At 66.4% G+C, this 23,812-nt stretch carries 32 protein-coding genes and 1 tRNA gene; 21 read left to right on the forward strand and 12 right to left on the reverse strand.

Annotation, left to right across the window (positions count from 1 at the left end):
* Nucleotides 1–2: 2 nt before the first annotated feature.
* The 11 genes from AC1Z3O_RS06115 to AC1Z3O_RS06165 form a co-directional block, all read right to left on the reverse strand.
* The gene (locus tag AC1Z3O_RS06115) at nucleotides 3–371 is read right to left on the reverse strand and encodes a hypothetical protein (protein WP_483514367.1); all 369 of its coding nucleotides are present in this window, start codon (nucleotides 369–371) and stop codon (nucleotides 3–5) included.
* Nucleotides 368–1,039 carry a 3'-5' exonuclease gene (locus tag AC1Z3O_RS06120; protein ID WP_483514369.1) on the reverse strand — a complete coding sequence of 224 codons (672 nt, stop codon included), beginning with the start codon at nucleotides 1,037–1,039 and terminating at the stop codon, nucleotides 368–370. Before AC1Z3O_RS06120 ends, AC1Z3O_RS06115 begins: the two co-directional genes overlap by 4 nt.
* Nucleotides 1,036–1,218 (reverse strand): hypothetical protein, encoded by a 183-nt coding sequence (locus AC1Z3O_RS06125; protein ID WP_483514371.1) that lies wholly within the window; start codon nucleotides 1,216–1,218, stop codon nucleotides 1,036–1,038. Before AC1Z3O_RS06125 ends, AC1Z3O_RS06120 begins: the two co-directional genes overlap by 4 nt.
* Nucleotides 1,218–2,957 carry an AAA family ATPase gene (locus AC1Z3O_RS06130; protein WP_483514373.1) on the reverse strand — a complete coding sequence of 580 codons (1,740 nt, stop codon included), beginning with the start codon at nucleotides 2,955–2,957 and terminating at the stop codon, nucleotides 1,218–1,220. Before AC1Z3O_RS06130 ends, AC1Z3O_RS06125 begins: the two co-directional genes overlap by 1 nt.
* Nucleotides 2,954–3,634 carry a DNA translocase FtsK gene (locus tag AC1Z3O_RS06135; protein ID WP_483514375.1) on the reverse strand — a complete coding sequence of 227 codons (681 nt, stop codon included), beginning with the start codon at nucleotides 3,632–3,634 and terminating at the stop codon, nucleotides 2,954–2,956. The genes AC1Z3O_RS06130 and AC1Z3O_RS06135 overlap by 4 nt, the downstream gene beginning before the upstream one ends.
* Before the next feature lie 11 nt (nucleotides 3,635–3,645).
* Nucleotides 3,646–4,827 (reverse strand): hypothetical protein, encoded by a 1,182-nt coding sequence (locus AC1Z3O_RS06140; protein WP_483514377.1) that lies wholly within the window; start codon nucleotides 4,825–4,827, stop codon nucleotides 3,646–3,648.
* Between the two features lie 29 nt (nucleotides 4,828–4,856).
* Nucleotides 4,857–5,651 carry a RecB family exonuclease gene (locus tag AC1Z3O_RS06145; protein ID WP_483514379.1) on the reverse strand — a complete coding sequence of 265 codons (795 nt, stop codon included), beginning with the start codon at nucleotides 5,649–5,651 and terminating at the stop codon, nucleotides 4,857–4,859.
* A gap of 121 nt (nucleotides 5,652–5,772) precedes the next feature.
* Nucleotides 5,773–5,928, reverse strand: a complete 156-nt coding sequence (locus AC1Z3O_RS06150; RefSeq protein ID WP_483514381.1) for a hypothetical protein — start codon at nucleotides 5,926–5,928, stop codon at nucleotides 5,773–5,775.
* On the reverse strand, nucleotides 5,925–6,167 hold the full coding sequence (locus AC1Z3O_RS06155; RefSeq protein WP_483514383.1) for a hypothetical protein: 243 nt from the start codon (nucleotides 6,165–6,167) through the stop codon (nucleotides 5,925–5,927). The genes AC1Z3O_RS06150 and AC1Z3O_RS06155 overlap by 4 nt, the downstream gene beginning before the upstream one ends.
* On the reverse strand, nucleotides 6,164–6,487 hold the full coding sequence (locus AC1Z3O_RS06160) for a hypothetical protein (RefSeq protein WP_483514385.1): 324 nt from the start codon (nucleotides 6,485–6,487) through the stop codon (nucleotides 6,164–6,166). Before AC1Z3O_RS06160 ends, AC1Z3O_RS06155 begins: the two co-directional genes overlap by 4 nt.
* A gap of 243 nt (nucleotides 6,488–6,730) precedes the next feature.
* Nucleotides 6,731–7,915 carry a helix-turn-helix domain-containing protein gene (locus AC1Z3O_RS06165; RefSeq protein ID WP_483514387.1) on the reverse strand — a complete coding sequence of 395 codons (1,185 nt, stop codon included), beginning with the start codon at nucleotides 7,913–7,915 and terminating at the stop codon, nucleotides 6,731–6,733.
* A 109-nt stretch (nucleotides 7,916–8,024) separates the two neighbouring features.
* Between AC1Z3O_RS06165 and AC1Z3O_RS06170 the strand changes: the two genes are divergently transcribed.
* Nucleotides 8,025–8,345, forward strand: coding sequence for a Cro/CI family transcriptional regulator (locus AC1Z3O_RS06170; RefSeq protein WP_483514389.1), 321 nt, complete (start codon nucleotides 8,025–8,027; stop codon nucleotides 8,343–8,345).
* Nucleotides 8,346–8,363: 18 nt separating this feature from the next.
* On the opposite strand, the gene AC1Z3O_RS06175 is transcribed toward AC1Z3O_RS06170, so the two are convergent.
* Nucleotides 8,364–8,699, reverse strand: coding sequence for a hypothetical protein (locus AC1Z3O_RS06175; RefSeq protein WP_483514390.1), 336 nt, complete (start codon nucleotides 8,697–8,699; stop codon nucleotides 8,364–8,366).
* 345 nt (nucleotides 8,700–9,044) lie between these two features.
* Between AC1Z3O_RS06175 and AC1Z3O_RS06180 the strand changes: the two genes are divergently transcribed.
* The 20 genes from AC1Z3O_RS06180 to AC1Z3O_RS06275 all read left to right on the forward strand — a co-directional run bounded on the left by AC1Z3O_RS06180 (nucleotide 9,045) and on the right by AC1Z3O_RS06275 (nucleotide 23,782).
* The gene (locus AC1Z3O_RS06180; protein WP_483514392.1) at nucleotides 9,045–9,311 is read left to right on the forward strand and encodes a CII family transcriptional regulator; all 267 of its coding nucleotides are present in this window, start codon (nucleotides 9,045–9,047) and stop codon (nucleotides 9,309–9,311) included.
* 79 nt (nucleotides 9,312–9,390) lie between these two features.
* Entirely contained in the window at nucleotides 9,391–9,669 is a 279-nt protein-coding gene (locus tag AC1Z3O_RS06185; protein ID WP_483514394.1) for a hypothetical protein, read from the forward strand.
* Between the two features lie 77 nt (nucleotides 9,670–9,746).
* Nucleotides 9,747–10,850, forward strand: a complete 1,104-nt coding sequence (locus AC1Z3O_RS06190) for a DUF1376 domain-containing protein (protein WP_483514396.1) — start codon at nucleotides 9,747–9,749, stop codon at nucleotides 10,848–10,850.
* Nucleotides 10,847–11,314 (forward strand): RusA family crossover junction endodeoxyribonuclease, encoded by a 468-nt coding sequence (locus AC1Z3O_RS06195; protein WP_483514398.1) that lies wholly within the window; start codon nucleotides 10,847–10,849, stop codon nucleotides 11,312–11,314. Before AC1Z3O_RS06190 ends, AC1Z3O_RS06195 begins: the two co-directional genes overlap by 4 nt.
* 28 nt (nucleotides 11,315–11,342) lie before the next feature.
* Nucleotides 11,343–11,945: a DNA-binding protein gene (locus tag AC1Z3O_RS06200; protein ID WP_483514400.1), complete on the forward strand. Its 603-nt coding sequence runs from the start codon at nucleotides 11,343–11,345 to the stop codon at nucleotides 11,943–11,945.
* Between the two features lie 153 nt (nucleotides 11,946–12,098).
* A tRNA-Met gene (locus tag AC1Z3O_RS06205) sits at nucleotides 12,099–12,174 on the forward strand.
* Nucleotides 12,175–12,400: 226 nt separating this feature from the next.
* Nucleotides 12,401–13,780: a DNA methyltransferase gene (locus tag AC1Z3O_RS06210; RefSeq protein WP_483514402.1), complete on the forward strand. Its 1,380-nt coding sequence runs from the start codon at nucleotides 12,401–12,403 to the stop codon at nucleotides 13,778–13,780.
* A 10-nt stretch (nucleotides 13,781–13,790) separates the two neighbouring features.
* Nucleotides 13,791–14,201 (forward strand): hypothetical protein, encoded by a 411-nt coding sequence (locus AC1Z3O_RS06215; protein ID WP_483514404.1) that lies wholly within the window; start codon nucleotides 13,791–13,793, stop codon nucleotides 14,199–14,201.
* A complete protein-coding gene (gene terL / locus AC1Z3O_RS06220; RefSeq protein WP_483514406.1) occupies nucleotides 14,152–15,699 on the forward strand; it encodes a phage terminase large subunit in 1,548 nt (515 codons plus the stop codon). Before AC1Z3O_RS06215 ends, terL begins: the two co-directional genes overlap by 50 nt.
* Complete coding sequence (locus AC1Z3O_RS06225) at nucleotides 15,696–17,252, forward strand: DUF1073 domain-containing protein (protein WP_483514408.1); 1,557 nt, start codon at nucleotides 15,696–15,698, stop codon at nucleotides 17,250–17,252. The genes terL and AC1Z3O_RS06225 overlap by 4 nt, the downstream gene beginning before the upstream one ends.
* Nucleotides 17,140–17,844, forward strand: a complete 705-nt coding sequence (locus AC1Z3O_RS06230; RefSeq protein WP_483517527.1) for a phage head morphogenesis protein — start codon at nucleotides 17,140–17,142, stop codon at nucleotides 17,842–17,844. The genes AC1Z3O_RS06225 and AC1Z3O_RS06230 overlap by 113 nt, the downstream gene beginning before the upstream one ends.
* Nucleotides 17,845–17,847: 3 nt before the next feature.
* Nucleotides 17,848–19,149 (forward strand): DUF2213 domain-containing protein, encoded by a 1,302-nt coding sequence (locus AC1Z3O_RS06235; protein ID WP_483514410.1) that lies wholly within the window; start codon nucleotides 17,848–17,850, stop codon nucleotides 19,147–19,149.
* Between the two features lie 12 nt (nucleotides 19,150–19,161).
* Nucleotides 19,162–19,656: a structural cement protein Gp24 gene (locus AC1Z3O_RS06240; protein WP_483514411.1), complete on the forward strand. Its 495-nt coding sequence runs from the start codon at nucleotides 19,162–19,164 to the stop codon at nucleotides 19,654–19,656.
* Nucleotides 19,657–19,669: 13 nt separating this feature from the next.
* Nucleotides 19,670–20,707, forward strand: coding sequence for a DUF2184 domain-containing protein (locus AC1Z3O_RS06245; protein ID WP_483514413.1), 1,038 nt, complete (start codon nucleotides 19,670–19,672; stop codon nucleotides 20,705–20,707).
* Nucleotides 20,708–20,720: 13 nt separating this feature from the next.
* Complete coding sequence (locus AC1Z3O_RS06250; RefSeq protein ID WP_483514414.1) at nucleotides 20,721–21,164, forward strand: STY1053 family phage-associated protein; 444 nt, start codon at nucleotides 20,721–20,723, stop codon at nucleotides 21,162–21,164.
* Between the two features lie 39 nt (nucleotides 21,165–21,203).
* A complete protein-coding gene (locus AC1Z3O_RS06255) occupies nucleotides 21,204–21,587 on the forward strand; it encodes a DUF4054 domain-containing protein (protein WP_483514416.1) in 384 nt (127 codons plus the stop codon).
* Nucleotides 21,588–21,611: 24 nt separating this feature from the next.
* Nucleotides 21,612–22,091 (forward strand): phage virion morphogenesis protein, encoded by a 480-nt coding sequence (locus AC1Z3O_RS06260; protein ID WP_483514418.1) that lies wholly within the window; start codon nucleotides 21,612–21,614, stop codon nucleotides 22,089–22,091.
* Nucleotides 22,092–22,094: 3 nt separating this feature from the next.
* The gene (locus AC1Z3O_RS06265; protein ID WP_483514420.1) at nucleotides 22,095–22,466 is read left to right on the forward strand and encodes a hypothetical protein; all 372 of its coding nucleotides are present in this window, start codon (nucleotides 22,095–22,097) and stop codon (nucleotides 22,464–22,466) included.
* A gap of 3 nt (nucleotides 22,467–22,469) precedes the next feature.
* Nucleotides 22,470–23,024 (forward strand): phage neck terminator protein, encoded by a 555-nt coding sequence (locus AC1Z3O_RS06270; protein WP_483514422.1) that lies wholly within the window; start codon nucleotides 22,470–22,472, stop codon nucleotides 23,022–23,024.
* A gap of 74 nt (nucleotides 23,025–23,098) precedes the next feature.
* The gene (locus AC1Z3O_RS06275; RefSeq protein WP_483514424.1) at nucleotides 23,099–23,782 is read left to right on the forward strand and encodes a S1 family peptidase; all 684 of its coding nucleotides are present in this window, start codon (nucleotides 23,099–23,101) and stop codon (nucleotides 23,780–23,782) included.
* The last annotated feature ends 30 nt before the right edge of the window (nucleotides 23,783–23,812 follow it).

The following is a 23,812-nucleotide window of genomic DNA, read 5'->3' on the forward strand; positions in this document are numbered from 1 at the left end:
CCTCAGCCCCTCGCCGTCATGCACAGGTCCGAGAAGCGGCGCAGGCCAGCCTCCCAGCCCTGCAGCTCGCCCCAGCCGACAATGCGCGCAGGTCGCGCGCGCAGCTCTTCGGGGCCCGGTACGAAGAACATCCGCTTCTTGCCGTCGACGACACGGCGCACCTGGCCGGCTTCGAACATCTCGGTCAGCAACTCGCGTGCATCGGCCGTCGGCCGCTTGAACAGGTTTCCGATCTGCGTCGGGGTGTAGCGCTGGCCGGCGTGGTCCTTTAGGTGCGCCAGTACGGCGCCACGGGTGAAGGCTCGCGCGGGCGCGGCGGGCGCCTTCCTGGCTCGTATTGCGCGCGATTGGTGGAGAGCGGCAGCGGTCACGAGCGCTCTCCACGAATGGCCTTGATGACGTACGGATCGACGTCGGGCTGGCGCAGTAGCCACGCCTTGTAGTCGCCGGGGACGTCGGCGATGCGCATACCCTTGTGCTTGCCGAAGGTCATGACCTTCGGGATGCGCGCGGCTTCGCTCGCTTCCCAGACGTCTTCCCACGTCCATGAATCGGTGAGGCCGAGCCTGTTCAGCACATAGTCCAGGACGATGCGGCAGTTCGCGACATCGTGCTTGGCCGAGTGCGCGCGCTGCAACAGCTTGCGGGCGCTGTCGCGCTCGAACAGGTAGAGCATGGCCGACTGGGTATGCGAGTCCGCCTCAGGGAACAGGTGACGGCACAGGGCGAGCGTGCAGATGCGCTTCACCGGCGGCTCGCCGATGACGCGCCAGTCGTAGTCGACGTTGTGGCCGATCAGGTAGTCAACGCCCGCCGGCAGCTGGAAGTCTGAGGCCGGCGGGCAGTCGATCAGTTCCTCGTCGAGGATGTGGTGGGTGGCCAGCGCGCCAAGCTCGATCGGCTTGCCCGGGTTGTAGCGCTGCTCGAAATCCTCGGCGATGGCCAAGGTGTACGGGTCATACAGGCGCAGCCAGGCCGCTTCCACGATGACCGGCTCATTGATGCCGGTGGTCTCGGTGTCGAAAATGATGGCGTTCATGCGAAGTGCCTCCCGTGGAGATCGTCGAGCGTGTAGACCTGGGCGCTGCTGAGCTTCGTCACCTCGCCGGCGTGCATGCGCGCGGCAAGCGTGCGCACGAAGCCTTGTTCCCAGTCGTTCATGTCCGTGGTGTCCAGCAGGCCTTCCAGGCGCTGGATCATGGTGGTGGTGCTGACCATCACGCCGCCTCCTTGACCGTGCCCACCTGGTGGTCCTGAATCCAGAAGGGGGTGATGCCTTCAGGTAGCGCGCTGGGCATGGCCTTCAGGCTCATGAACACCAGCGCCGTGTCGATCGCGCCGGCGGCGGCCAGGTCGTCAAGCCACCACAGCAGCCGGTCGCGTTCGGCGCCGATCAGCACGTCCGCACGATCCAGCACCAGCAGGCGCAGGCCAGTAAGGCGCGTGATGGCCGCGGCGATCATGGCGTCGGCGCGCCACTGCTCGGACTCGGACAGGAGGGCGTAGGCCCGGCCGTCGCCGGCGGTGATAGCCATGTCCGCCTCGATGCCGATGCGGAACCACTCCGACTCGTTGGCGGCCGCTGCCAGGTGCTCGTTGATCGGGCCCAGCGCCTCGCCCAGCAGGTCCGCCGGGATGCCGCTGGGGCCCAGGGCCTCGGCCAGGGCTTCCCAGGCGACCACGTCGGCGTGGTGCTGGGCGGCCTTGGCGGTGAGCTCACCCGCCTGGGCGACGGCGCGCTGCGCGTCGCGCGCGGCGGCCAGCTCCTTGCCGGCGGCGCCGATGGCGTCCTGCAGGCTCTTCAGCTGGGTCTCGACCGTGGAGCGCACCTCGTCGCCATCGTCGGCGTCCGCCGCGGCGTCCTTGCGCAGCAGCGCCAGCTGGCTGGCGGCGGCGCGGGCGGCGTCGAGCTCGGCGGTGCGGCTCTTCAGGGCGTTCTCCAGCACCGTCAGGCTGCGCTCGTACTCGGGCAGCCGGCCCGCGGCTTCCGGATCAGCCTGGGTAGGCTCGCGCAGGGCCAGTTGCCCGGCCAAGTACTGCAGCAGGGCGCCGCACTCAGGGCACGTGCAGGCCATGCCCGCCACCTTGCCGCCGGCGGCCGCGCGCAGGGCCTCGACTTTGGGCAGGAAGGCATCCCGCTCGGCCTTGGCGCGCGCGACCGATTCCTCGGCCTTGGGCAGCAGTTCGGCCTTGGCGGCCAGTTCGTCGGCCTGCCTGGCGCGGTGCGCGCGCTGGCGCACCGCGGCGTCGATCTCGCCTAACTGGCGCTGCAGGTCGCCGGCCTCGCCGGAGGCCTCCGCGATCTCAGCTTCCAGCTCGGCGACGGTGGCCGCCAGATCCTCGGGCGCCGGGCCACCGGCGGCGAGCGGTGCCGTCCAGTCGGCCGCCTTCACGGCGCCGTAGGTCTCGCTGGTCAGCGCGCGCCAGGCGCCCTTGGCCGCCGTGGCCTTGGTCTGGGATTCCTTGGCCGCCGCATCGAAGCCGGCGCGCACCAGCGGCAGCACCGCCTCGATCTTCTTGGCGTCGCAGCCGCGGGCGACCAGGCGTTCGCGGACCAGGTTGGTGCCGAGCTTCAGGCCCATCAGGTCGAACAGGAACGCGCGGCGCTCTTTCACTTCCAGACGGGCGAAGCGCTGCGCGTCGAGCACGTAGGGCAGCCGCGGGTCTGCCTGCAGGCCAGCGGTCAGCTTGCCGGAGGGGAGGGCGACGCTGTTGGCCTGCGGGCCGCCCGACACCACGATCGAGCCCGACTCGGCGCCGTCGTGCAGCAGCTGGCCATACTCCTTCTTCAGGCCGACGCGCACGCTCTCGCCGGTCAGGGCCAGGCGGACGGCTTCCTGGATGCTGGACTTGCCGGCGCCGTTCGGGCCGCAGATGAGCGACACGGGCGTGGCCGGGATGATGTCGGCGGCCAGGATGCCCAGGAAGTTGCGGATGTGGATGGCGGTGATTTTCATGCTGCTGCCTCTGCTGTCATCAGGACCGTCCGGTTGCCGTCGGCATCCGGGAACGAGACGTCGCCCGCCGCTTGCATCGCCTCCAGAAGGCGCGCGGCGCGGTTGTAGCCGATTCGAAGGTGGCGCTGGACCAGGGAGATGGACGCGCGGCGGTGCGTGGCCACCAGCTCGCGGGCGGCCGGGAACAGTTCGTCTTCAGCACCGTCCTCGGCGTAGAAGTGGCTGTGGGCCGCGCCGCTGTCGCCGAAGTCCAATTCGCTGTCGCTCGGGGTAAGGTCCAGCTCGATCTCGTCCTGGAGGAACTCGGCGACGCGCGCCACCTCGTCGCCGCTGGGCTTGAACGAGACCGAGAACGTCACGCACACCTTGAAGCCGTCCTTGGGTTCCAGGGCGAACTTCTTGACGCGCACGCCTGTGAAGGTGCTGCCGACCATGTCCAGGCGGTAGCTCTCCAGCTCGTGCGCGAAGGTGACGGGGCCCATGACCTTGTTGCGCACGGCGCCGTTCGACAGGAAGACGAAGGCGGCCAGCTGCTCGTCGAAGAAGCGCGTGATCATGACGTCCGTCGTCGCCTTCAGCTTCAGGTCTACCGCCAGCTCCTGCGCGTCCTCGGGGCCTTCCTTCCTGGTGTTCAGGTGCAGGATGGTCGCGCGCCCCATGAATCGGAACTTGTCCATGGTGCTGGGCCTCACTCAGCGCTGATCGGGGCGCGCGCGCGGCGTGCCGCCTGGGCGGTGGTGGTGGTGGCCGCCTGGGCTTCCGCCGGCGGCGGCGACAGCTCGCGCATGCGGCGCGCGGCCACCTGGTTGAGCGCTGCCTTCTCCTTCTCGTCGGGCACCTGCTTGATCATGCTGCGCGCGAAGTCCAGATCCTCGACGGTCTGCGCGGCCAGCAGCTCGCGGTTCACGGCTTGGAAGGTGAGCACGTCAGCGGCGCCCTGGTCGGCCTGGTCGCCGTCGGGTGGCAGAAGGTCGTCTTGCTGGCCGGCTTCGGGGGCGGCGTCCTGGCCGTCCTCGCCGGCAGCGGTGGCAGTGCTCTCGGGCTCGACCACTTCGGCGGGCTGCGCCGGCTGGGCCGCTGCTGCGCGCGCGGCGCCGCGCAGTTCGGTGACCGACGCGGCGGGCACCGTGTACGAGCCATCGGGGTTCAGGTCGATGATGTCCTGGGCTTCCTCGACCGACTGCAGGCCCATCAGCAGCTCGGGCGCGTAGAGCTTGCCGAAGAAGCTGGCCGTGCGGTAGCGCAGCATGACCTCGTCCATGGTCTGCCACTTGCTGCCGGTCTTCGTGTACCAGCCTTCCTTGACGGCCATCTCGATCGACACCGGGGGCGATTCCAGGCGCTCTTTCGTTTCCTTCTCGATCGCCCAGGCGACGCACACCTTGTCGACGACGTCGACCTTCTTGGTGACCATGCTGCGGTTGCCGTTCTCCCACACCGTCTCAGTGCGCTCGACCGTCTTCTTGCCCAGCACCTTGATGTCGAAGCGAAGCGGCGAGAAGCGCCCGCAGCCGTTCACCGCGGCGATGATCCACTGCGACGACCAGGACGGACGGCCCTCGACGATGTAGAGGTTCTGCATGACCATCAGCGGGTCGGCGCCCATGCGCTGGGCCATGTTGAGCGCCACGACGGCGTTGGCCAGCGCGTTCGGGTTCTCGCGCGATTCCTTCACATTGCCGAACTTGTCCAGCTTCTCGATCACCTTCCGGTAGGCGGCGGGCACCAGGGTGGACGAGGCCAGCAGGTTGGCGGCGCGCTGCATCAGTTCGAAGGACTGCGAGGTGGCGAAGCCCATGGTGATTACGGGGGCCGGCTCGCGCACGGCTGGCGCGCGCATTTGGTCGAGGGTGACGGTTGCGGTGGTCATGGTGGTGGTCTCGGTCTGGATGCGGGAAATCAGGATTTGTAGGGGCAGGTGGCGTGCCGCGGGCAGTACTTCGCCGAGCACAGGACGGACTTGCCGTTGCCGTAGAAGGCGCCGGAGTGGATCAGGCGCGAGGCATGCTGCAGCAGGCCGGGCTGGTCTTCGGTGCCCAGCAGCGCCGCGCGCGGCGACTCGATCTCGCCAGTGCCCACGCGCTGCGCGGCAGCAGTCTTGCCGGTGTTCAGGCCGACGATCTGCGCCGGCGCGCTGATGGGGATGCCCATGGCGTGCTCGGCCAGCAGCTCGTAGACGCCCAGCTGCGGGCCGTGGCCAGCGGTGGCGGCCACGCCATCGGTGCCGACAGCGCGCCCGCCGGTCTTCAGGTCGGTAATGCCCGCGCCGGCCTCAGTGGTGCGCACGCGGTCGGTGGTGCCGGTCAGTGCCAGGCCCAGCTCGGGGATCTCCAGGCGCTCGCACTGGATCTCGACGCCGATGTAGTGCTGGCGCGGCGCGATCTCCGCGCAGTAGCGGGCGTGCAGCGCCAGGCCGATGCGCTCGGCGGTGGCCGGGTCGCTTTCTTCCCAGTCGACCTCGGCGTTCTTATCGTGGATCGAGTCCACCAGGGCGCTGGCCGCGTCGTCGGCGCTGATCGGCGCGCCGTCCAGTACGGCCTGGTCGAAGGCGGCGGTGCCGGCGTGCACCGCAGTGCCCAGGTGTGCGGCACCGCTCGACGGCATGCGCATGCCCAAGATGTGCTTGGCTTCCCAGCGTGCCGGGCAGTCGAAGAGTTCGGCCAGCGAGCTGGCGCGGATGGTGACGATGTCCATGGTGGTGTCCCTCAGTGGATGCGGATCAGCTCGGGTTCACCGCTGGCGAGCCAGCGGCCGGTGACGTGGAAGCCGGCGGCGCGCTGCAGCTGCACCCAGGCCTCCCAGGTGATTTCGGGGTTCATACGGTCCTCACGAACTTGGTGGGGCGGATGGGGGAGGCCGGGTCGTTCTTCGCGAAGAAGTAGGCGAGGGCCATAGCCAGCATCAGCACGACGGCGGCCACGTTCAGCCGGCGGTTGTTGCGCGCGATGCGCTCGTAGTCGTGCGGGGTCACGGCTGGACTCCCTTGGCCTTGTTGATGACCGCCACGCGCTCGAATGCGCGGGTAATGCCATCACCGTCGACGCCGTCACGAGCATTCGCCTTTCCCCAGTCAAACTTCTGGTCGACGGTCATCAGATTCAGTGCGTTGCGAATGATCTGATGCGCGTGCTGTAGCTCGCGCAGCAGCTCGGCGTTTCTGTGCTCAAGCACCGCCTGGCGGATATGCGTCTGGTCTGCGGTCATGGTCATGCCCTCCCTTCCACCAGGAACTCGACCGCCAGCCGCTCAAACTCCGCGACCGACAGAGGAGTGAAGAAGTCGATCAGCTCCTCACCCTGGGTGCCGTCCTCGCGCACCAGGCGGATGCTGGTAGCGACGAAGGCCGCCGCACGGCCGGGCGTCGGGGTGGTGAATTCGCCGATGACCGACCAGAACTCGCCGGCGGTCAGGACGACGGCGCTGGCTTCGTCGGCGCGCGGCAGGCGCGGCGCGGTGGTGATCAGGTGGTGGGCGGCGGCCGCGACGTGGCCATAGCGGTGTGCAGCGGCAGAAGGAAGGGCGGTTGGCATGTCTGTCTCCAGCGAACCGCTGTGGATGTCAGCGGGCTGGATGAAGTATAGAAAGTCTGTACTTTGTAAGTCAAGAAAAACTATACACAAGTACAGAAACTCTAGACTGCTGCCGCTGGATGCGAAAAAGCCGCCTCATGGGCGGCTGGTGTGGTGGGGCTCTGCGGCGCGCTGGCGTCGTCGCCGGACAACAAAAAGCCCGCCGGGTGGCGGGCTACATAGTGGATGAGGGCTGATCAGCGATCAGTCCGGCCGGCGGGCCGAGGACTTCAATATCCCGGCGACATACTGCATCCGCTCGATTTGAGCCTGCTCGATCCGCAGCATGCCGTGGCGCTCGTTGACCGAAGAGAGGTGAACGAAGCCGTCGCGGACGTAGGCGTATTCCTTGATCATTACCCGGCCGTCCTGGGCGAAAACCATGACTTCGTCGCCGGCCGTCACAGCGTGGTTCGGTTCGATGACAACGAATTCGCCGTGCTTGACGCGCGGGCGCATTGATTCGCCGACGCAGCGCAGACCATAGGCATCCGGGTCGGAGGTAGGGAAGAAGAGGTACCCATCGCCGTGCCCGACCGGGTACTCGATCTCGCAAAAGTGTCCGTTGTCTCCCAACTGAGCCGTCCCTTTGATCGGTATGCGCTTGAACACGCTCGGCGGCAGGGGCACCTCATCCGTGAAGTAGCCAGGCTCGTCGAGCTCTGGCTCATGCGGCGCTTCCAGCTTTGCTGGACCCTTTCCGTTTATGAGCCACTTCGGGCTGTAGCCGAAGGCCTCCTGAAGCGCCACCGCGTGGTGCAGCTGAGGCTTCCCGTCGCCCGCCACAAGCCACGAGCGCACGACGGCGGGCTCGATGCGGAGAACCTTGGCCATAGCGGTCACGTCGAGGTGCTGTTCCGCCATGACGATGCGTACGCGGTCTGCCGAGGTGGCGCCGGATGCCGTGGCCGCATCAATTGTGGGCACCGAGTCGGCCTCTCCCTGCCTGGCGATCTCGGTTGCAAGGCGGGGGCTGATCGCCGACACCTCTACGCCGAGGCCATGCGCAAAAGCTGCGGCGGCGCTGGCCGTCAACGGCTTGCGGCCATTGATGAAGGCCGACACGGCGCCCGTTCCTGGTATGCCGTGCCGCGCGCCGAACTCGTCCATCCCCATGCGGCCAGCGCTCTGGGCGAAGAGTGCGCGCAGGCGCGCCGCGTCTTCAATCTGCCAGGACTCGAGGGTGCCGTTGGTCGCTGCAACCGGCGCCGCTTCCTCTTCGAGCGGCAGCCCACTGATCTCAGAGATCGCAGCGAGCTGCGCGAAGCTGGCTTCGTGCCGGCCATTCTCCCAGGCCGAGATGTTGGCCTTGGTGAGGCCGAGCTTCTCCGCAAGCTGTTCCTGTGTGAGGCCAGCCTTCTTTCGGGCGAGGCGGATCCAGAGCTTCATATCCATCGCGCGATGGTACAGAGAATCTAAACAAGGAAGGTCTAGAATTTCTTTACCTACAAGTCTAGAGAATCTATACTTGTTTGGAAATGAGGACGGAGTCCCGATCATGTGCGATCACCCTGTAAAGCGCGCATCGGCCCACGTGGGCGGATATGTGGCGTTGGCGAAACTTCTCGGTGTAACGAAGGGCGCAGTCCATCAGTGGACTGACCCTGGCCGGCAGGTTCCTGCTGAGCACTGCCCAGCAATCGAACGCATCACCGGCGGCGCCGTGACGTGCGAAGAGCTGAACGACAAGGTCGACTGGCCTTTCGTGCGCGCATCGAGCGGGGTGCCAATGCCCGACGCTGCAGCAAAACGGCTGAGGAAGGCGAAGCCGCCCAATCCCAAAGCGGCTGCCTGCGACGCCCACCCGGAGGCCGCGTGATGAATCGCCTACGGATGATCAGAGCCGCGGCGGCTCTCCTGCTGCCTCGAGCAGCGCGGCGAGCGCCAGCGTCAGGTACTGCTCGTACTCGGGATTCGGCTGGTCGGCCCGCTCGTCGAGCAGCTCCGCGACCCTCTGCCGAGCTTTCGCGGCGAGCTGATCGCGCACCCAGTGCGTCTCGAACAGGTCTTGGATGGAACCCTCGGACAAGTCCGAGCGAGCCAGCAAGAGGTTGAAGCCGGTGCGCAGCGCCTTGTTTTGAGCCTGCAGCTCGTCGACCTGGGTTCGCAGGGATTCGACGACCCCAACCAGGTGCGCCATCGTGATTTTGTCGAGTTCGGCTTGGAAGTCCATGCATCCCCCGGATGTAGGCAGTTGAGAAGGTGAGAGCGCTCGATTGTTTCACGGCAGAGGGGGTGCGCCAGGTAGTAGCCGCGTGGGGTATCTCCCTGCGCTTTGACAAATGCGCCCGCAAGGGCCCAACCGGGGAACACACCATGCCGCGCACGCAGCAGGTATCCGCATATGACCACGCCATGCGCCCGCGCGCCGGCCGGTCCGCAGCCGACGGCTGCAGCTGGTGGTGGCAACTGTTTCCCATGTTTTTCATTTTCTGGCCGGGCGCCGCGGCGGCGCGCCGGCTCTGCTGTCTCGTTGGAATGAATCGTATGGAATCGAACGCGAACCGGGGAGCATCACATGCCCAGCCTTGAATCCATGGTCTTGAAGCGTGTTGCTCCGCTCACCCAGAAGAAGGTGGCCGAGGCCATCGGGGTCGAGCCGACCAACTTCTCGCGGTTCCTGAACAACAGCGGGCACCGGCTGACGTTTGCCGAGTTCTGCCAGCTGTTCGCGGTGCTCGAGCTGGAAGTTGTCGCGCCCGGCGACGACAGCACGGTCTGCCTGCCGCGCGAGGAATACCAGGCGCTGCGCACGCTGGCGCGCAAGGGATTGGAGGCGGCCTGATGGATCAGCTGATCATGGAAGGCGCCGTGGCCGTGATGCTCTGCATCGTGGTGGGCTCGATCGTCTGGGGGATGTGGCTATGAGGTGCAAACCGAACGACGAGGCCCGCATCGAGGGCTCCCTGAAGGCGTCCGAGAACGGCGTCGTGGTGCGCGTCGTCGAGCTGCACGCGAAATGGTCCCAACTGCTGGGCGAGCCGGTGTGGCTCGTCGAATTGCCGGGGGCGCGGCTGGTGGCCAGCCCGACTGGGCATGCCGACACGCTCGCTGTGGGGACCGCCTGCATCAAGGACAGCTTGCTGCGACCGATCAGCTGCGTGCCGGTGGAAACGGAAGAGGGCGTGGAGGTGCCGGCGTGAGCGAGCCACCAATCCCTCTGACGCCACACGACTGCAACCTGCGCGAATACCAGTTCATGCCACTGGAGGTAAAGCGCATGCTGACCTCCGAGACGTGGATCCTTGGGACGGGGGAAGAGCGCGCCGCGGCGATCACCTTGTGGCTTGAGAGCTGGCATCAGATCCCGGCAGCCAGCCTGCCCGCTGACGATCGAATGCTGGCTCACCTGTCGCAGTCCAAGCAGTGGAAGAAGGTAAAGGACCACGCGCTGCGCGGGTGGGTGAAATGCTCAGACGGCCGGCTGTATCACCCGGTCGTCGCGGAAAAGGCGCTGGAAGGCTGGATTGGCAAGCTACTGAGCAGCCTTTCCGGATCCACTGGCAACGCCAAGCGCTGGGGCATCGAGGTCGACACCGACGCGGTGAAGGCCCAGATCGTCGACGCCGTGAAGCGTCTCCAGGCGATCGCCCCCCAATCGGAGATCCTTCGTAAGAAGCAGGTTCGGGACATCGTATCGGGATCGCAACCCGATTCGCCCCCCGATGGGAAAAGCATCGCCCCCCGATCAAAGGAATCATCGCCCCCCGACTCGCCCCCCGATCGCAATAGAGATAGAGAGGGAGATAGAGAAGAAAAGAAAAGCGGCGGCGTAGGTAGTTCGAACGTGGTAGGCCCTGTGGATAACTCGGCCGCGCCGCCGCCGCTTTCCGCCGATGAGATCGGGGAAGCCCTGGTGCGCCTGGAAGCCGAGCGGGGCAAGTCCGTCGCGCTGCCAGCGCCGGCCTCGCGCGCGCACGAGGCGTTGCTCCGGGTTGCCGCGCGCCGCATCGCGATGCCGGTGATGCTCCGGGCTCATGCCCTCGCGTGCGCGCGAAGGGCAGCCGATGGGGACGGATCCCCCGTCAACCCCGCTTTCCTCGATGCCTTCCTCGACGAGGCGCTGGCAGAGCGGCAGGGCGGTGCGCCGGCCACGGACTGGGACGCGACCCCCGAAGGGCTGCAGGCCATGGCCGACAAGCACGGGGTGCGCCCGGTCGAAGGCGAGCACCCGATCTGGTTCCGGCGCCGGGTCATCAAGGCCAGCGGCGACGAGCGGCTGATCGACCGCGAGATCGGCAAGGCCGAGCGGATGAATCCGAACGAGCACGAGACCGTGCATCGCTTCTACCGCGGCGTGGCGCCGCATGAGGTCCTGGCATGACGCAATCCCTTTTCGACCACACCCGGCAGCTGCGTCGCGTCGCGTTCATCGTGCCCGGCCAGCCGGTGGCCAAGGGCCGGCCCAAGTTCTCGCGCCAGGGCGGCTTCGTCCGGACCTACACGCCCGAGCCGACGGCGCGCTACGAAAACCTGGTCAAGCTGGCCGCGACCCAGGCGATGGCCGGGCAGCCGCCTTTCGAGGGTCCGGTCGAGCTGTGGCTGGACATCGAGCTGCAGATCCCGGCCAGCTGGTCCAAGAAGCGCCAGCAGCTCGCCATCGCCGGCCAGGTCGCGGCGACGAAGAAGCCCGACGCGGACAACGTGCTCAAGGCCGTGAAGGACGGCATGAACGGCATCGTGTGGATCGACGATGCACAGGCGGTCGAGTACCGCATCAGCAAGCGCTACAGCGCCTCGCCCGGGGTGCGTGTGAGCGTGGAACAACTGCCGCTGCAGGCGGCTTGAAGGATTGAACGTGACGGGGGAAAATACGATGGAAGAACGCCTCTTCGAAAGCTCGCACGATGCGCTGCGCTTCGCGTTCAGCTACTCGGGCCAGCAGTACCAGGCCTCAGCGATGAACAAGGCCATGTCGCCGGCGATCGGCTCAGGGAAGGGGCTTGTGGGCGTAGACGGCGCTGCGCAGGCGGGCATGATCCGTCGAGAATTGGGTACGCTGCCCGAGCTGCACCAGCGCGTGCTGACCGCCCGGGCCGCGCCGCGCGAGCTGCCGTGCGAGTGCCGGTCGGCATGCTGCATGGGCAAGCGGCTGAATCCAGAGTGGGCCGAAGCCATCGTCTGGCTGACGGACCGTGCCATGCAGCAGCTGTCCGGCTCGTTCTCGCACTACCGCGTGCGCCGCTCGATCCTGGAGAAGATCTTCGGGGTGAAGATCGACTTGGTGCAGATCGCCGAGGACTGTGGCGCGCACCGGAACACGGTCGGCGAGCAGAACAAGCGGCTCAAGCTGTGGATCGAAGGGGAGCGGGGTAAGCGCGGCCTGAACTCGTCGCCTGGGGTTGAGCAGGTCGCCTGGACGGCCATCGACATCCGCCTGAAGGGCGCCGGCATGGTGAAGATCGAAGAGGTTGCGTAGCCCGTCTCACCTAGTTTTTCTTGACAATGTGCAGATCGTGCACAAAAATGGCGTCAATTCGATACACCTGCGAATTACGTCCAAAGCCCGCGCAAGCGGGCTTTTTGCATTTTGCTGTAGCAATGCGCTGCCAATCCGCGTATAGTCCGCCCCCGCGGGGTGGAGCAGTTGGCAGCTCGTCGGGCTCATAACCCGAAGGTCGCAGGTTCAAGTCCTGCCCCCGCAACCAAATTCGAAAGCCCGCCGGCCCGCCGCGCGGGCTTTTTGCATTGGAGCTCGCAATGTTCCTGCCGACCTACTGGTACCTGCTGTTCGGTGTCTGGGTGGAGTCCTGGTGGCCGCACTACGACGAGTGATCCCCCTCCGACCGTCTGTCTCCTCCACCGCTCCCCGCAGTGGATTGCCCGGCCACCCGCCGGGCTTCTTTCTTCCGCGTCCCCGCATTTTTACCGCCTATGAAAAAGCCCGACCAGCTCGCCGTCGTGTACCGCGCGGCGGGCGACCTGGTCCGGTATGAGCGGAATGCGCGGACGCACAGCGCGGCGCAGATCGAGCAGATCAAGGCCTCGCTGCGACGCTTTGGCTGGACCAACCCGGCGCTGACCGCTGGCGACGAGCTGCTGGCCGGGCACGGCCGGCTGGAGGCCGCCACGCAGATGTGGGCGGCGGGCGAGACCATCCACAGTTGCCCGGTGGCGGGCGAGGTGCCCACGGTTGACCTGTCGCACCTGGACGCCGACGAGCGCCGGGCCTACATCCTGGCCGACAACCAGCTGGCCGCGAACGCCGGGTGGGACACCGACCTGCTGGCCTCCGAGCTGGCGGACCTGCGCGAAGTCGGTTTCGACCTGTCACTGATCGGCTTCGACGAAACCGAGCTGGCCGAGCTGCTGGACCCAGGCGAGCCTGGGCCGGGCGGCACCGGCCGGTCGCTAGCCGAGCAGTTCATGGTGCCGCCGTTCAGCACGCTCAACGCGCGCGACGCGGCATGGCAGGAACGCAAGGCGGCCTGGCTGGCACTGGGCATCCAGTCCGAGCTGGGCCGCGACGCGCCGGCCTACGCCAAGGCGTCCGAGCACCAGAAGGCCGAGCGCGGCGCGGCGCCACAGCACCGCACCAGCATCTTCGACCCGGTCCTGTGCGAACTGGCCTACAGCTGGTTCAGCCCGCCAGGTGGCCTGGTGCTGGACCCCTTCGCCGGCGGCAGCGTGCGCGGCCTCGTGGCCTCACGCCTGGGCCGGCAGTACGTCGGCATGGAGTTGCGTGCCGAGCAGGTGGAAGCGAACCGCGACCAGCTTCGCCTGGTGCGCGCCGAGGATCCGGCACCGGCCTGGCACGTGGGCGACAGCCGGCAGATCGGCCGGCGCCTGGCAGACCTGGAAGCCGACTTCGTGTTCTCGTGCCCGCCGTACGCGGACCTGGAACGCTACTCGGACGACCCGGCCGACCTGTCCACGATGGACTACCCGGCCTTCCTGACCGCCTACCGCGAGGTGATCGCGGGCTCGGTGGGGCAGCTGAAGCCCGATCGGTTCGCCTGCTTTGTGGTGGGCGATGTGCGCGAGAAGCGCGGCACCGGGCCGTACCGGAATTTCGTGTCGGACACGATCGAGGCATTCCTCGATGCCGGCATGGCGCTGTACAACCACGCGGTGCTGCTGACCGCCCTGGGAAGCCTGCCCATCCGCGCGGGCAAGCAGTTCAGCGCCAGCCGGAAGCTGGGCGCCGCGCATCAGCACGTCCTGGTGTTCGTGAAGGGCGACTGGAAGCGGGCCGTGGCGGCCTGCGGTGATGTGGAGATCTCCGAGGACTTGTTCCCGGAGGCCGAAGACTGAGAGCAAGACGATGGCAGGACGCAAGCCCTTTGTGCCGACCGACGAGGACCGGCGCCTGGTGCTGTCCCTGGCCGGCTTCGGCGCGCCGCACGAGTACATCGCGAGCCGCGTCATCAATCCGCAGACGGGAAAGCCGCTGACGGCCAAGACGCTGCGCTTGCATTTCAAGGGGGAGTTGGCCACCGGCAAGGACCAAGCCAACACGCTCGTCGCCCAGGCGCTGTTCAAGCAGGCCACCGGGACCGGCAAGGGCGCCGTGCCCGCGGCGATCTTCTGGCTGAAGACCCAGGCCGGCTGGAAGGAGCCGGCGCAGGGCATCGAACTGACCGGGAAGGACGGCGGGCCGGTCGAACAACGCACCACCGTCGTCGATGAAAAACAGGTCGCAGCCGCCGTCGCCAAGCTCGAGGGCGAGTATTGACCCTGCGGTCGAGCGCGCCGTGCTCAAGGCAAAGTGCGAGCGCGACCACCTGTTCTTCAGCCGGTACTTCTTCAAGCACCGGCAGGGCATCAAGTTCCGCGTCAACTGGCACCATGTGCTGATCGCGGACACCGTGCAGCGCGTGATCGACGGCGAGCTTAAGAACGTCGTCATCAACGTGCCGCCGGGCTCGTCGAAGACCGAGCTGGTGGCGATCAATCTGATCGCCCGTGGCCTGGCGCGGAACCCGCGCGCGCGGTTTCTGCACATCTCCTACTCGGACGACCTGGCGCTGCTCAACAGCGAGACGGCGCGAGAGATCGTCGGGTCCGACGAGTACCAGGCGCTGTGGCCGCTGGCCATTGCTGACGACGCGAAGTCGAAGAAGCGCTGGAACGTCGTGGTCGATGGCAAGAAGGCCGGCGGCGTCTACGCGGTGTCGCTGGGCGGGCAGATCACTGGTTTCCGCGCCGGCCACATGGCCGAAGGCTGGCAGGGCGCCATCATCATCGACGACCCGCTGAAGGTCGAGGACGCCTACAGCAAGACGAACCGCGACAAGGCGAACCGCAAGCTGCTGTCCACGGTGAAGAGCCGGAAGGCCAACCCGGACACGCCGATCATCGTGATCATGCAGCGGCTGGCCGAGGAAGACCCGACCGGCTTCATCAAGGCCGGGAAGGTGCCGGGCGACTGGGAATTCATTGAGATCCCGGCGCTGATCACCGACGAGTACGTCGCGCAGCTGCCCGAGCGCGTGCGCGCGCTGGTCGAGCGGGGCGAGGCCGACGACGACGGCCGCTTCAGCTACTGGCCGTACAAGGAACCGCTGGACGACCTGCTGGCTAGCGAGAAGGCCGACCGGTACGTCTTCAGCGGCCAGTACATGCAGCGGCCCAGCCCGCTGGGCGGCGGCATCATTCGCAGCGCCAACTTCGGGCGCTACTCGGTGGTGCCGGAGCTGCACAAGCGCGTCATCTACGCCGACACGGCGCAGAAGACCGCCGAGCGCAACGACTACAGCGTGTTCCAGTGCTGGGGGCACGGGAAGAACGGTCGGATCTACCTGCTGGACCAGATCCGCGGGAAGTGGCCGGCGCCCGAGCTGCGCCAGAAGGCGATCGACTTCTGGAACAAGCACCTGCCGCACGACTTCCACTTCGGCGCGCCGCTGGTGCGCATGATGATCGAGGACAAGGCCAGCGGCACCGGCCTGATCCAGGACATCCAGGCGTCCGGCAGTATCCCGGTCGAGGGCATCGAACGGAACAAGGACAAGCTGACCCGCGTCATGGACGTGGTCAGCTACATCGACAGCGGCCTGGTGTTCATCCCCGAGGCCGCGCCGTGGGTGAGCGAGTTCACGCAGGAATGCGACGCCTTCACGCCTGACGACACGCACGCGCACGACGATCAGATCGACCCGATGGTCGACGCGATCAACGACATGCTGGCCGGCGGCCGGATCTTGGATACCTGGGCAAGGCTCGCACAATGAACCGCAAACAACGCAAAGCCTCGGCGATGGCGCACAAGGCCAACATGGCCGCGTCGGCCGGCGCCAAGCGCTGGACTAGCGACAGCTTCCAGAACTTCGAGGCACGGCTCGGCCTGGGCACGAACAACCAGGCCAGCCAGTACAGCTACGGCTTCGACTTCATCTCGCGCAACCGCGTGCAGATGGAGGCCATGTACCGTTCGTCCTGGGTGGTCGGCCAGGTCGTGGACGTGGTCGCCGAGGACATGACCCGCGCCGGCATTGAGATTGGCTCGGACCTGGCCCCGGACGACAAGGACAAGCTGAACGCCGCCATCGAGCGCATGGCGCTGTGGGACCGCATCTGCGACACCATCAAGTGGGGGCGGCTGTACGGCGGCGCGATCGCGGTGATGCTGATCGACGGCCAGAACCCGGCCACGCCGCTGCGGCCCGAGGCGGTAGGGAAGGGCCAGTTCAAGGGTCTGTTCGTGCTGGACCGCTGGATGATGCAGCCCTCGCTGACCGACCTGGTCACCGAGATGGGCCCGGATATGGGCATGCCGCGCTACTACGACGTGGTGGCCGACAGCCTGGCGCTCTCGCGCCAGCGCATCCACTACAGCCGCGTGCTGCGGATCGACGGCGTGGAGCTGCCGTACTGGCAGAAGATCGCCGAGAACCTGTGGGGTCAGTCGGTGATCGAGCGCCTGATCGACCGGCTGGTGGCCTTCGACAGCACCACCATCGGCGCGGCGCAGCTGGTCTACAAGGCTCACCTGCGCACGCTGAAGATCGAGAAGCTGCGCGAGATCATCGCTATGGGTGGGCCGGCGCTCGAGGCGCTGCTGAAGAACGTCGACATGATCCGGCGCTTCCAGAGCAACGAGGGCATCTCTCTGATCGATGCGGCCGACGAGCTGAAGACTGACACCTACCAGTTCTCCGGCCTGGACAACGTCCTGATGCAGTTCGGTCAGCAGCTGTCGGGGGCATCCCAGATCCCGCTGGTCCGCCTGTTCGGGCAGTCGCCCGCCGGCCTCAACAGCACCGGCGAGAGCGACATCCGGACGTACTACGACGGCATCAACCAGAAGCAGGAACGCCAGCTTCGCAGCCCGCTGACTCGGCTGCTGGCGGTGCTTTCGTGGTCCGAGCTGGGCAGGGCGCTGCCGGAAGGCTTCGCCTACGGCTTCAAGTCGCTGTGGCAGCTGTCTGACACGGAAAAGGCCAACGTCGCGAAGACGGTCACTGACGCCGTCACCAGCGCCCTGGACGCCGGCCTGCTGGGCCCGGCCACCGGAATGAAGGAACTGCGCCAGTCGAGCCACGTGACCGGCGTGTTCACGAGCATCACCGACGAGCAGATCGAGGAAGCGGAGAACGAGCTGCCACCCGAACCGGAGTTGAGCCTTGACCCTGACGATCGACCGCAAGAAGGGCCGGAAGAACCCGGTCAAGCTGAGCGGGCCCGAGCGGTATCTAAGGACGCAGCTCCGGGAGGTCGCAAAGCAGGTTGGCGCGTTGGTCAATGGCTTTCCGCCTGGCGATCCCGCCTACGCACCAACCATTGAGCAGCTGCTGCGCCGCTATGCGGAGACCCTGACGCCCTGGGCCGAGGCAACGGCAGCCCGCATGCTGGCCGACGTCAACCGCCGCGATGAGCAGGCTTGGATGGCGCAGGCCAAAGAAATGTCCCGGGCGCTGCAGCTGGAGATCCGGAAGGCGCCCACCGGCGCCACGATGCGCGCGCTGATGGCCGAGCAGGTCGGGCTGATCAAGTCCATCCCGCTGGAGGCTGCCGAGCGCGTGCACCGGCTGACGATCGAGGGCCTGGAAGACAGCACCCGGGCATCCGAGATCTCCAAGGCCATCCAGGCGTCCGGCGACGTGGCCAAGAGCCGCGCCGACCTGATCGCGCGCACAGAGGTTTCCCGTACGGCCTCAACGCTGACAGAGGCGCGCGCGCTGCATATCGGCTCGCCCGGCTACTTCTGGCGGACGGCTGGCGACTCTGACGTGCGAGAAGACCACCGGGAACTGGAAGGCAAGTTCATCAGGTGGGACGACCCGCCGATCGCAGACAAGCGCACAGGCAGGCGCGCGCATGCTGGGTGCATCTACGGATGCCGCTGCTACCCCGAACCCGTAATTCCCGAGGATTGACCCATGGCAATGCGCTTCTACACCGTCCAGAAGCTCGGCCCGAAGCGCTCGCTGACGCCGGAAGGCTTCCTGCTGTGCGAGGAAGTGCCCGTGGCGCGCACCGGCGAGATGCTGTACGGCCCCGGCGAGGTGCCCGTCGAGCCTGGCCCGGATGGCCTGATCCGCATCAGCCGGACGCCGGACGAGGTATTCCGGCCGGAGACGCTGGCCAGCTGCATCGGCAAGCCGGTGACGCTCGACCACCCGGAAGACTTCGTGACGCCGGCCAATTTCGCCGCGCTGGGCAAGGGTTCGATGATGAACTTGCGGCGCGGCGGCGGCATCGAGAACGATCTGCTGATCGCCGACCTGCTGGTCACTGACCAGGCCGCGATCGACGCCATCGAGAAGGACGGCATCGAGGAAGTCAGCCTCGGCTATGAGGCGGACTACGAACAGGTATCACCCGGCCGCGGGGTTCAGCGGAACATCGTTGTCAACCACGTAGCCCTCGTCGAGCGCGGCCGGTGCGGCCCGCGCTGCGCGATCGGCGATAAGGAATTCCAAATGGCAAAGAAGAAGCCCACTTTCCTCGATAAGCTGCGCGCCCTGATGAAGGACGCCGAGTCCGAGATCGAAGAAGAGAAGAAGACCGGCGACGGGACGTCGGATGACGAAGAAGAGGAAGACGATGATCCGCCTTCGAAGACCGGCGACGCGCAGTCTGTCCTGCTCAAGAAGATCCTGAAGCGCATGGACGCCCAGGACGCCGCCATCGCCGCGCTGGGCAAGCGCAAGGCCAAGGACTCGGAGAAGGAAAAGACCGACGACGAGGACGAGGAAGAAGAAGGCAAGAAGAAGACCGACGACGAGGGCGGCGACCTGACCCAGGCCGAGACCGCCTGCACGCTGGGCCAGTCCGAAGTCGACCTCTACACCGGTGACGCCGCGGCCAGCATCCCGTCGCGCGCCGAGATCCTGGCGCCGGGCATCAAGCTGCCGACCCTCGACGCCAAGATGGCCACCAAGGACCGCGCGGCCGCGCTGTGCAAGTGCCAGCGCAAGGCGCTCGACCTGGCCTACCAGACCGACGCCGGCAAGGCGGCCATCGCGCCGTTCCTGGGCGGCCTGACGGCCGACTTCGGGAAGCTGCCGGCCGGCATCGTGCACGCCGCGTTCATGGGCGCCAGCGAGCTGGTGAAGGCCAAGAACAACGACGGCGCGGTCAAGGTGAGCATCACCACCAAGGACTTCGGCCGAGCCCGCACGGTCGCCGACATCAACGCCGCCAACCGCAAATACTGGGCCGACCGGTCCGCCAAGTAAGGAGTCCCGAACATGGGCAACGCAATCCTGTATCGCATGGCCTCGGGCATTCCGGGGGACATCTCGCGCCAATCGCAGGCCACCGTCGAGCCGGCCATCTTCGATCCCGCCTTCCCGTTTGCCTCCTACGGCATCCCGGCGAAGAAGGTGGGCGGCAAGATGCGCCCGCTCGCGTCGGGTGACGCCGCATCCGTCATCGTCGGCTTCCTGGTCCGGCCGTACCCGACCACCGGGGGCGCCGGCTCGGAACCGCTGGGCACGGCCACCCCGCCGACCAGCGGCGTCGGCGATCTCATGCGCCGCGGCTACATGACGGTGAGGAACAACGCCGGCACGCCGGCGGACCAGGGCGCCGTCTATGTGCGCGTCGCCGCTGCCGCTGCTGGCAAGCCGATCGGCGGCATCGAGGCTGCCGCGGACGGCGCGAACACCGTTGTCGTAGCTGGCGCCGTCTTCAAGAACGCTGGCGATGCCAACGGCAACGTCGAGATCGAGTACAACATCTAAGGGGCCACCCAGAATGAGCAAGCATTCGAAACTGCTGCTGGCGAGCGCCGCCGGCATCGCCATGTCGGCCCCGGCCGTCATCCGCGCACGCACGCGCGACAGCGGCATGATGACGTTCGACAGCCGAACGATCGACAGCGCCGGCACCTTCCTGATCGGCGAGCTGGAACGCCTGGACCAGACGCTGCACATGCCGCTGGCATCGGTGACCTGGTCCCGCGACATCGACCTGCGCGAGGACGTGTCGATCGCCGACGAGACCTCGTCGTTCACCAATTCGTCCTTTGCGGCGGCCGGTGGCGCGTCTCCCAACGGCAAGTCCTGGATCGGCAAGGACGCCTCGGCCATCGCCGGCATCGCGCTGGACATTGGCAAGACGGCCAACCCGCTGACCCTGTGGGGCATGCAGATCGGCTGGACGATTCCCGAGCTGGAATCGGCCCAGAGGGTCGGCCGCCCGGTGGACCAGCAGAAGTTCGCCGGCATGCAGCTCAAGCACAACATGGACGTCGACGAGCAGGTCTACATCGGCGATGGCGTCCTGGGCGTCACCGGCCTGGTCAACCATGTGTCCGTGGCCAACGTCTCGAACGCGCAGACAGGCAACTGGGCCACGGCGAACCCGGATCAGGTCCTGGACGATGTCAACGAACTGCTGAACAGCGCATACGCCGCGTCGGCATTCGCAGTGTGTCCGGACCGGATTCTGACGGACCCGCTCAACTTCTCTCGACTGGTGAGCCGCAAGGTCAGCAGCGCTGGCAATATCAGCGTGCTGAACTACTTGAAGGAGAACAGCATTTCGAACGCGCTGAATGGCCGCCCGCTCGAGATCTACCCGTCGAAGTGGCTGACCGGGCGCGGCGCCGCCGGCGCCAACCGGATGGTCGCGTACACCAAGGATCAGGAACGCATCCGCTTCCCGTTGGTGCCGCTGCAGCGCACGCCGCTCGAGTACCGCGACCTGCGCCAGCTGACCACCTACTTCGGCCGCCTGGGCGTCGTCGAAGTGGTCTACCCCGAAACGATCGCCTACCGCGACGGCATCTAAAGGGGAGGGAACCATGCCGAAGATCTACGTCAAGAAGGCCTTCACGCTGCAGCACGAGGGCGAGAAGCACGAGTTCCCGGTGGGCAACCACACCGTGGCGGCACACATCGCTGACCACTGGTACGTGAAGGCCCATATCGGTGACGAGCCGGCGGGCGGCACCGACGTCGAAGCTGACCTGGCCGAGCAACGCAAGACGCTCGAGTCGGCAGCCCAGATGCTGGAAGGCCGGGCCGAGCAGCTCGTAAAGCTGCAGGAAGAGCTGGCCGAGCGCGAGAAAGCCGTAGCCGAGCGCGAGGACGCTGCCGACAAGCGCGACCTCGAACTGGCGGCGCGCGAGAAGGCGCTCGAACAGCGGGGCACCGATCTGGCCTCCCGCGAGGAAGCGCTCGCCGCGCGCGAGCAGGCGGCCGACAAGGCCGCAGCCGACGCGGCCAAGGCGGCGAAGTCGAAGTGAGGGGAATGATGTCCCGCGAGGGGCATCATCCATCCGCCTATGACACCGAGCCAATTCCGACAGGACTTTCCCGAGTTCGCCGACGAGACGAAGTACCCCGACCAGACCGTCACCTTCTGGCTGACGGTGGCGGAATCGCTGGTCAACCCGCGCCGCTGGGGCGCCCTGACGGATCAGGGCATCGAGCTCTGCACGGCGCACCACCTCGTCCTGGCTGCCCGGGACGCGCAGGCCGCTGCGGTCGGTGGCATCCCGGGCACCATGACGGGCCCGCAGTCTTCGAAGTCCGTTGACAAGGTCAGCGCCAGCTACGACACCGGTGCGGCGACCATCGACAACGGCGGATTCTGGAACCTGACAACGTACGGCGTGCGGTATCTCACCCTCGCCAGAATGATGGGCGCCGGCGCCATTCAGCTGTAGCGCGGCGCCCATCGGGAGAAGCCCATGGGCGTCATGAAGGTGGACCGGCTGAAGGAGGTCCTGCAGTCGATCAGCGGGCTCGCCCAGAAGCAGGTCCTGGTCGGTATCCCGGACAGCGCGCCCGAGCGCCAGGACGACGTGCCGATCGGGAACGCCGCCATTGGCTACATCCAGGAGACCGGTTCGCCGGTCAACAACATCCCGCCGCGTCCCTTCCTGGTGCCCGGGGTGGCAGACGCGACCGACAAGGTCTCCCCCCAGCTGCAAAAGGGGGTGGAGGCGGCGCTTGACGGTGATCTGGCCGGCGCCGAGCGGCGCATGGCCTCCGCAGGCCTGGTCGCCCAGAACTCGGTGCGCGCGCGCATCAACGGCGGCATCGACCCCGAGCTCAAGGATTCGACGCTGGCCGCGCGCCGGCGCCGCGGCCGCACCGGCACCGTGCCGCTGATCGACACGGGCCAGCTGCGCAACTCGATCACCTACGTGATCCGCAAGAAGGGGTAAGCCATGGCGCTGCTCGATGTCACCGACGTCCTGCTGGACCCGGATTTCATGGACACCGGCCTGGTGTGCAACCGGATGGCGCAGGCGGTGGACGACCGCGGCCGCGCCACGAATACGGTCACGGCCACGCCCTTCGCCGCGGTGGTGACCAGCGACAAGGGTGACCTGCTGCATCGGAACGCCGACGGCAGCCGGATCATCGGCTCGATCACCCTGCATACGCCGTTCCGGCTCTCGGATGGCGCGGCCGGCCAGGACGCCGACGAGGTGGTCTGGCAGGGCCGGACCTACACCGTGGTCGCCGTCAACGACTACAGTCACTTCGGGCGCGGCTTTGTGGCTGCCACCTGTGACCTGAAGCCACTTTCGGGGTAACCCATGAACGACAGCTCGACCGGCGGCTACCTGCCGCCAATGGCGGCCACGCCGCCGGCCGAGGACGATGCCCTAGACGATCTGCTGCACGACATGATCGCGGGCATCACGGCGCTGCCACCGGGCCTCGTGCGGCCGCGCTGGCAGCCGAAGGTCCCGAAACAGCCGGAGCCGGGCGTCAACTGGTGTGCGTTCGGCGTGCCGACGCAGACACCGGACGCGGGCCCGGCGATCGTTCACGACGGCACTGGCGAGGGCAGCGACATCTACCTCCGGCACCAAGAAATCAAAGTGCTGTGTACCTTCTATGGCCCCAGCGCCAAGGGGTATGCCCAGCGCCTGGCGGATGGCCTGGCCATCCCGCAGAACTGCGAGCAGCTCGGTCTGAACGACATGGCCTTCGTCGAGGCCGGCGAGATCCGCGCGGCACCGGACTTCGTCAACCAGCAGTGGGTGCGGCGCTACGACATGACCGTGACGCTGCGCCGCAAGATCACCCGGACCTATCCGGTACTAAGTTTGGTCGACGGCGTGTTCAAAGTAGATGTCGGCTCCTAGTGTCGTAGAAAGGGGATTGGAATGACGTTCTGATATAGTCCTCCATAAAATTAACCATCAAGGACTATCTATAAATGGCTATTCCTAGTGACGTTGTCGGCAGAACCCTGCATGTCAAGTATGGCGAGGGCTTTGCAACAGCCTTCCTTGTGGATTTTGATAATAAACAGTACTTGGTCACTGCGAAGCACGTGGTGGAACAGTTCCAAGGCAGGCAAAAAATTGGTATTTATCACAAAGGTGGGTGGATCGACGTAGCGGCAAATCTTGTCGGCCACGCTGGGCCGGGAATTGACGTCTCTGTTCTCGCATTAGAACAGCTTGTGGCTGGACCGAACCTGCAACTGAAGCCGTCACAAGAAGGGCTGACATATGGGCAGGAAGTATTCTTTCTGGGATTTCCCTTTGGATACCGTGGGGATGTTGGAGCGGTAAACAACAATTACCCCTTGCCGTTCGTGAAGCGGGCATTGGTCTCATGCTTCGCAGCGGGGGCCCTGCAACATGAGATTTACTTGGACGGTCACAATAACCCCGGATTCTCCGGCGGGCCGGTAGTGTTCAAGGCGCCTGGTACCAGCGATTTCCAGGTGGCGGCGGTAGTCAGCGGCTATCGGTATTCGGAAGAGCCGCTCTACGATGGTGATGCGATAACGAATCTTGTGCATCGTGCCAACACAGGCATCATCGTAACGCACGCGATTACCTGTGCCTTGGACATCATCAAGGCTAACCCAGTGGGATTTGCTATCCCTTAGAAGCCTTTCTATAAGCAAAACGGCCGCCAA

The organism is Cupriavidus sp. 09_S30 (assembly GCF_056930435.1).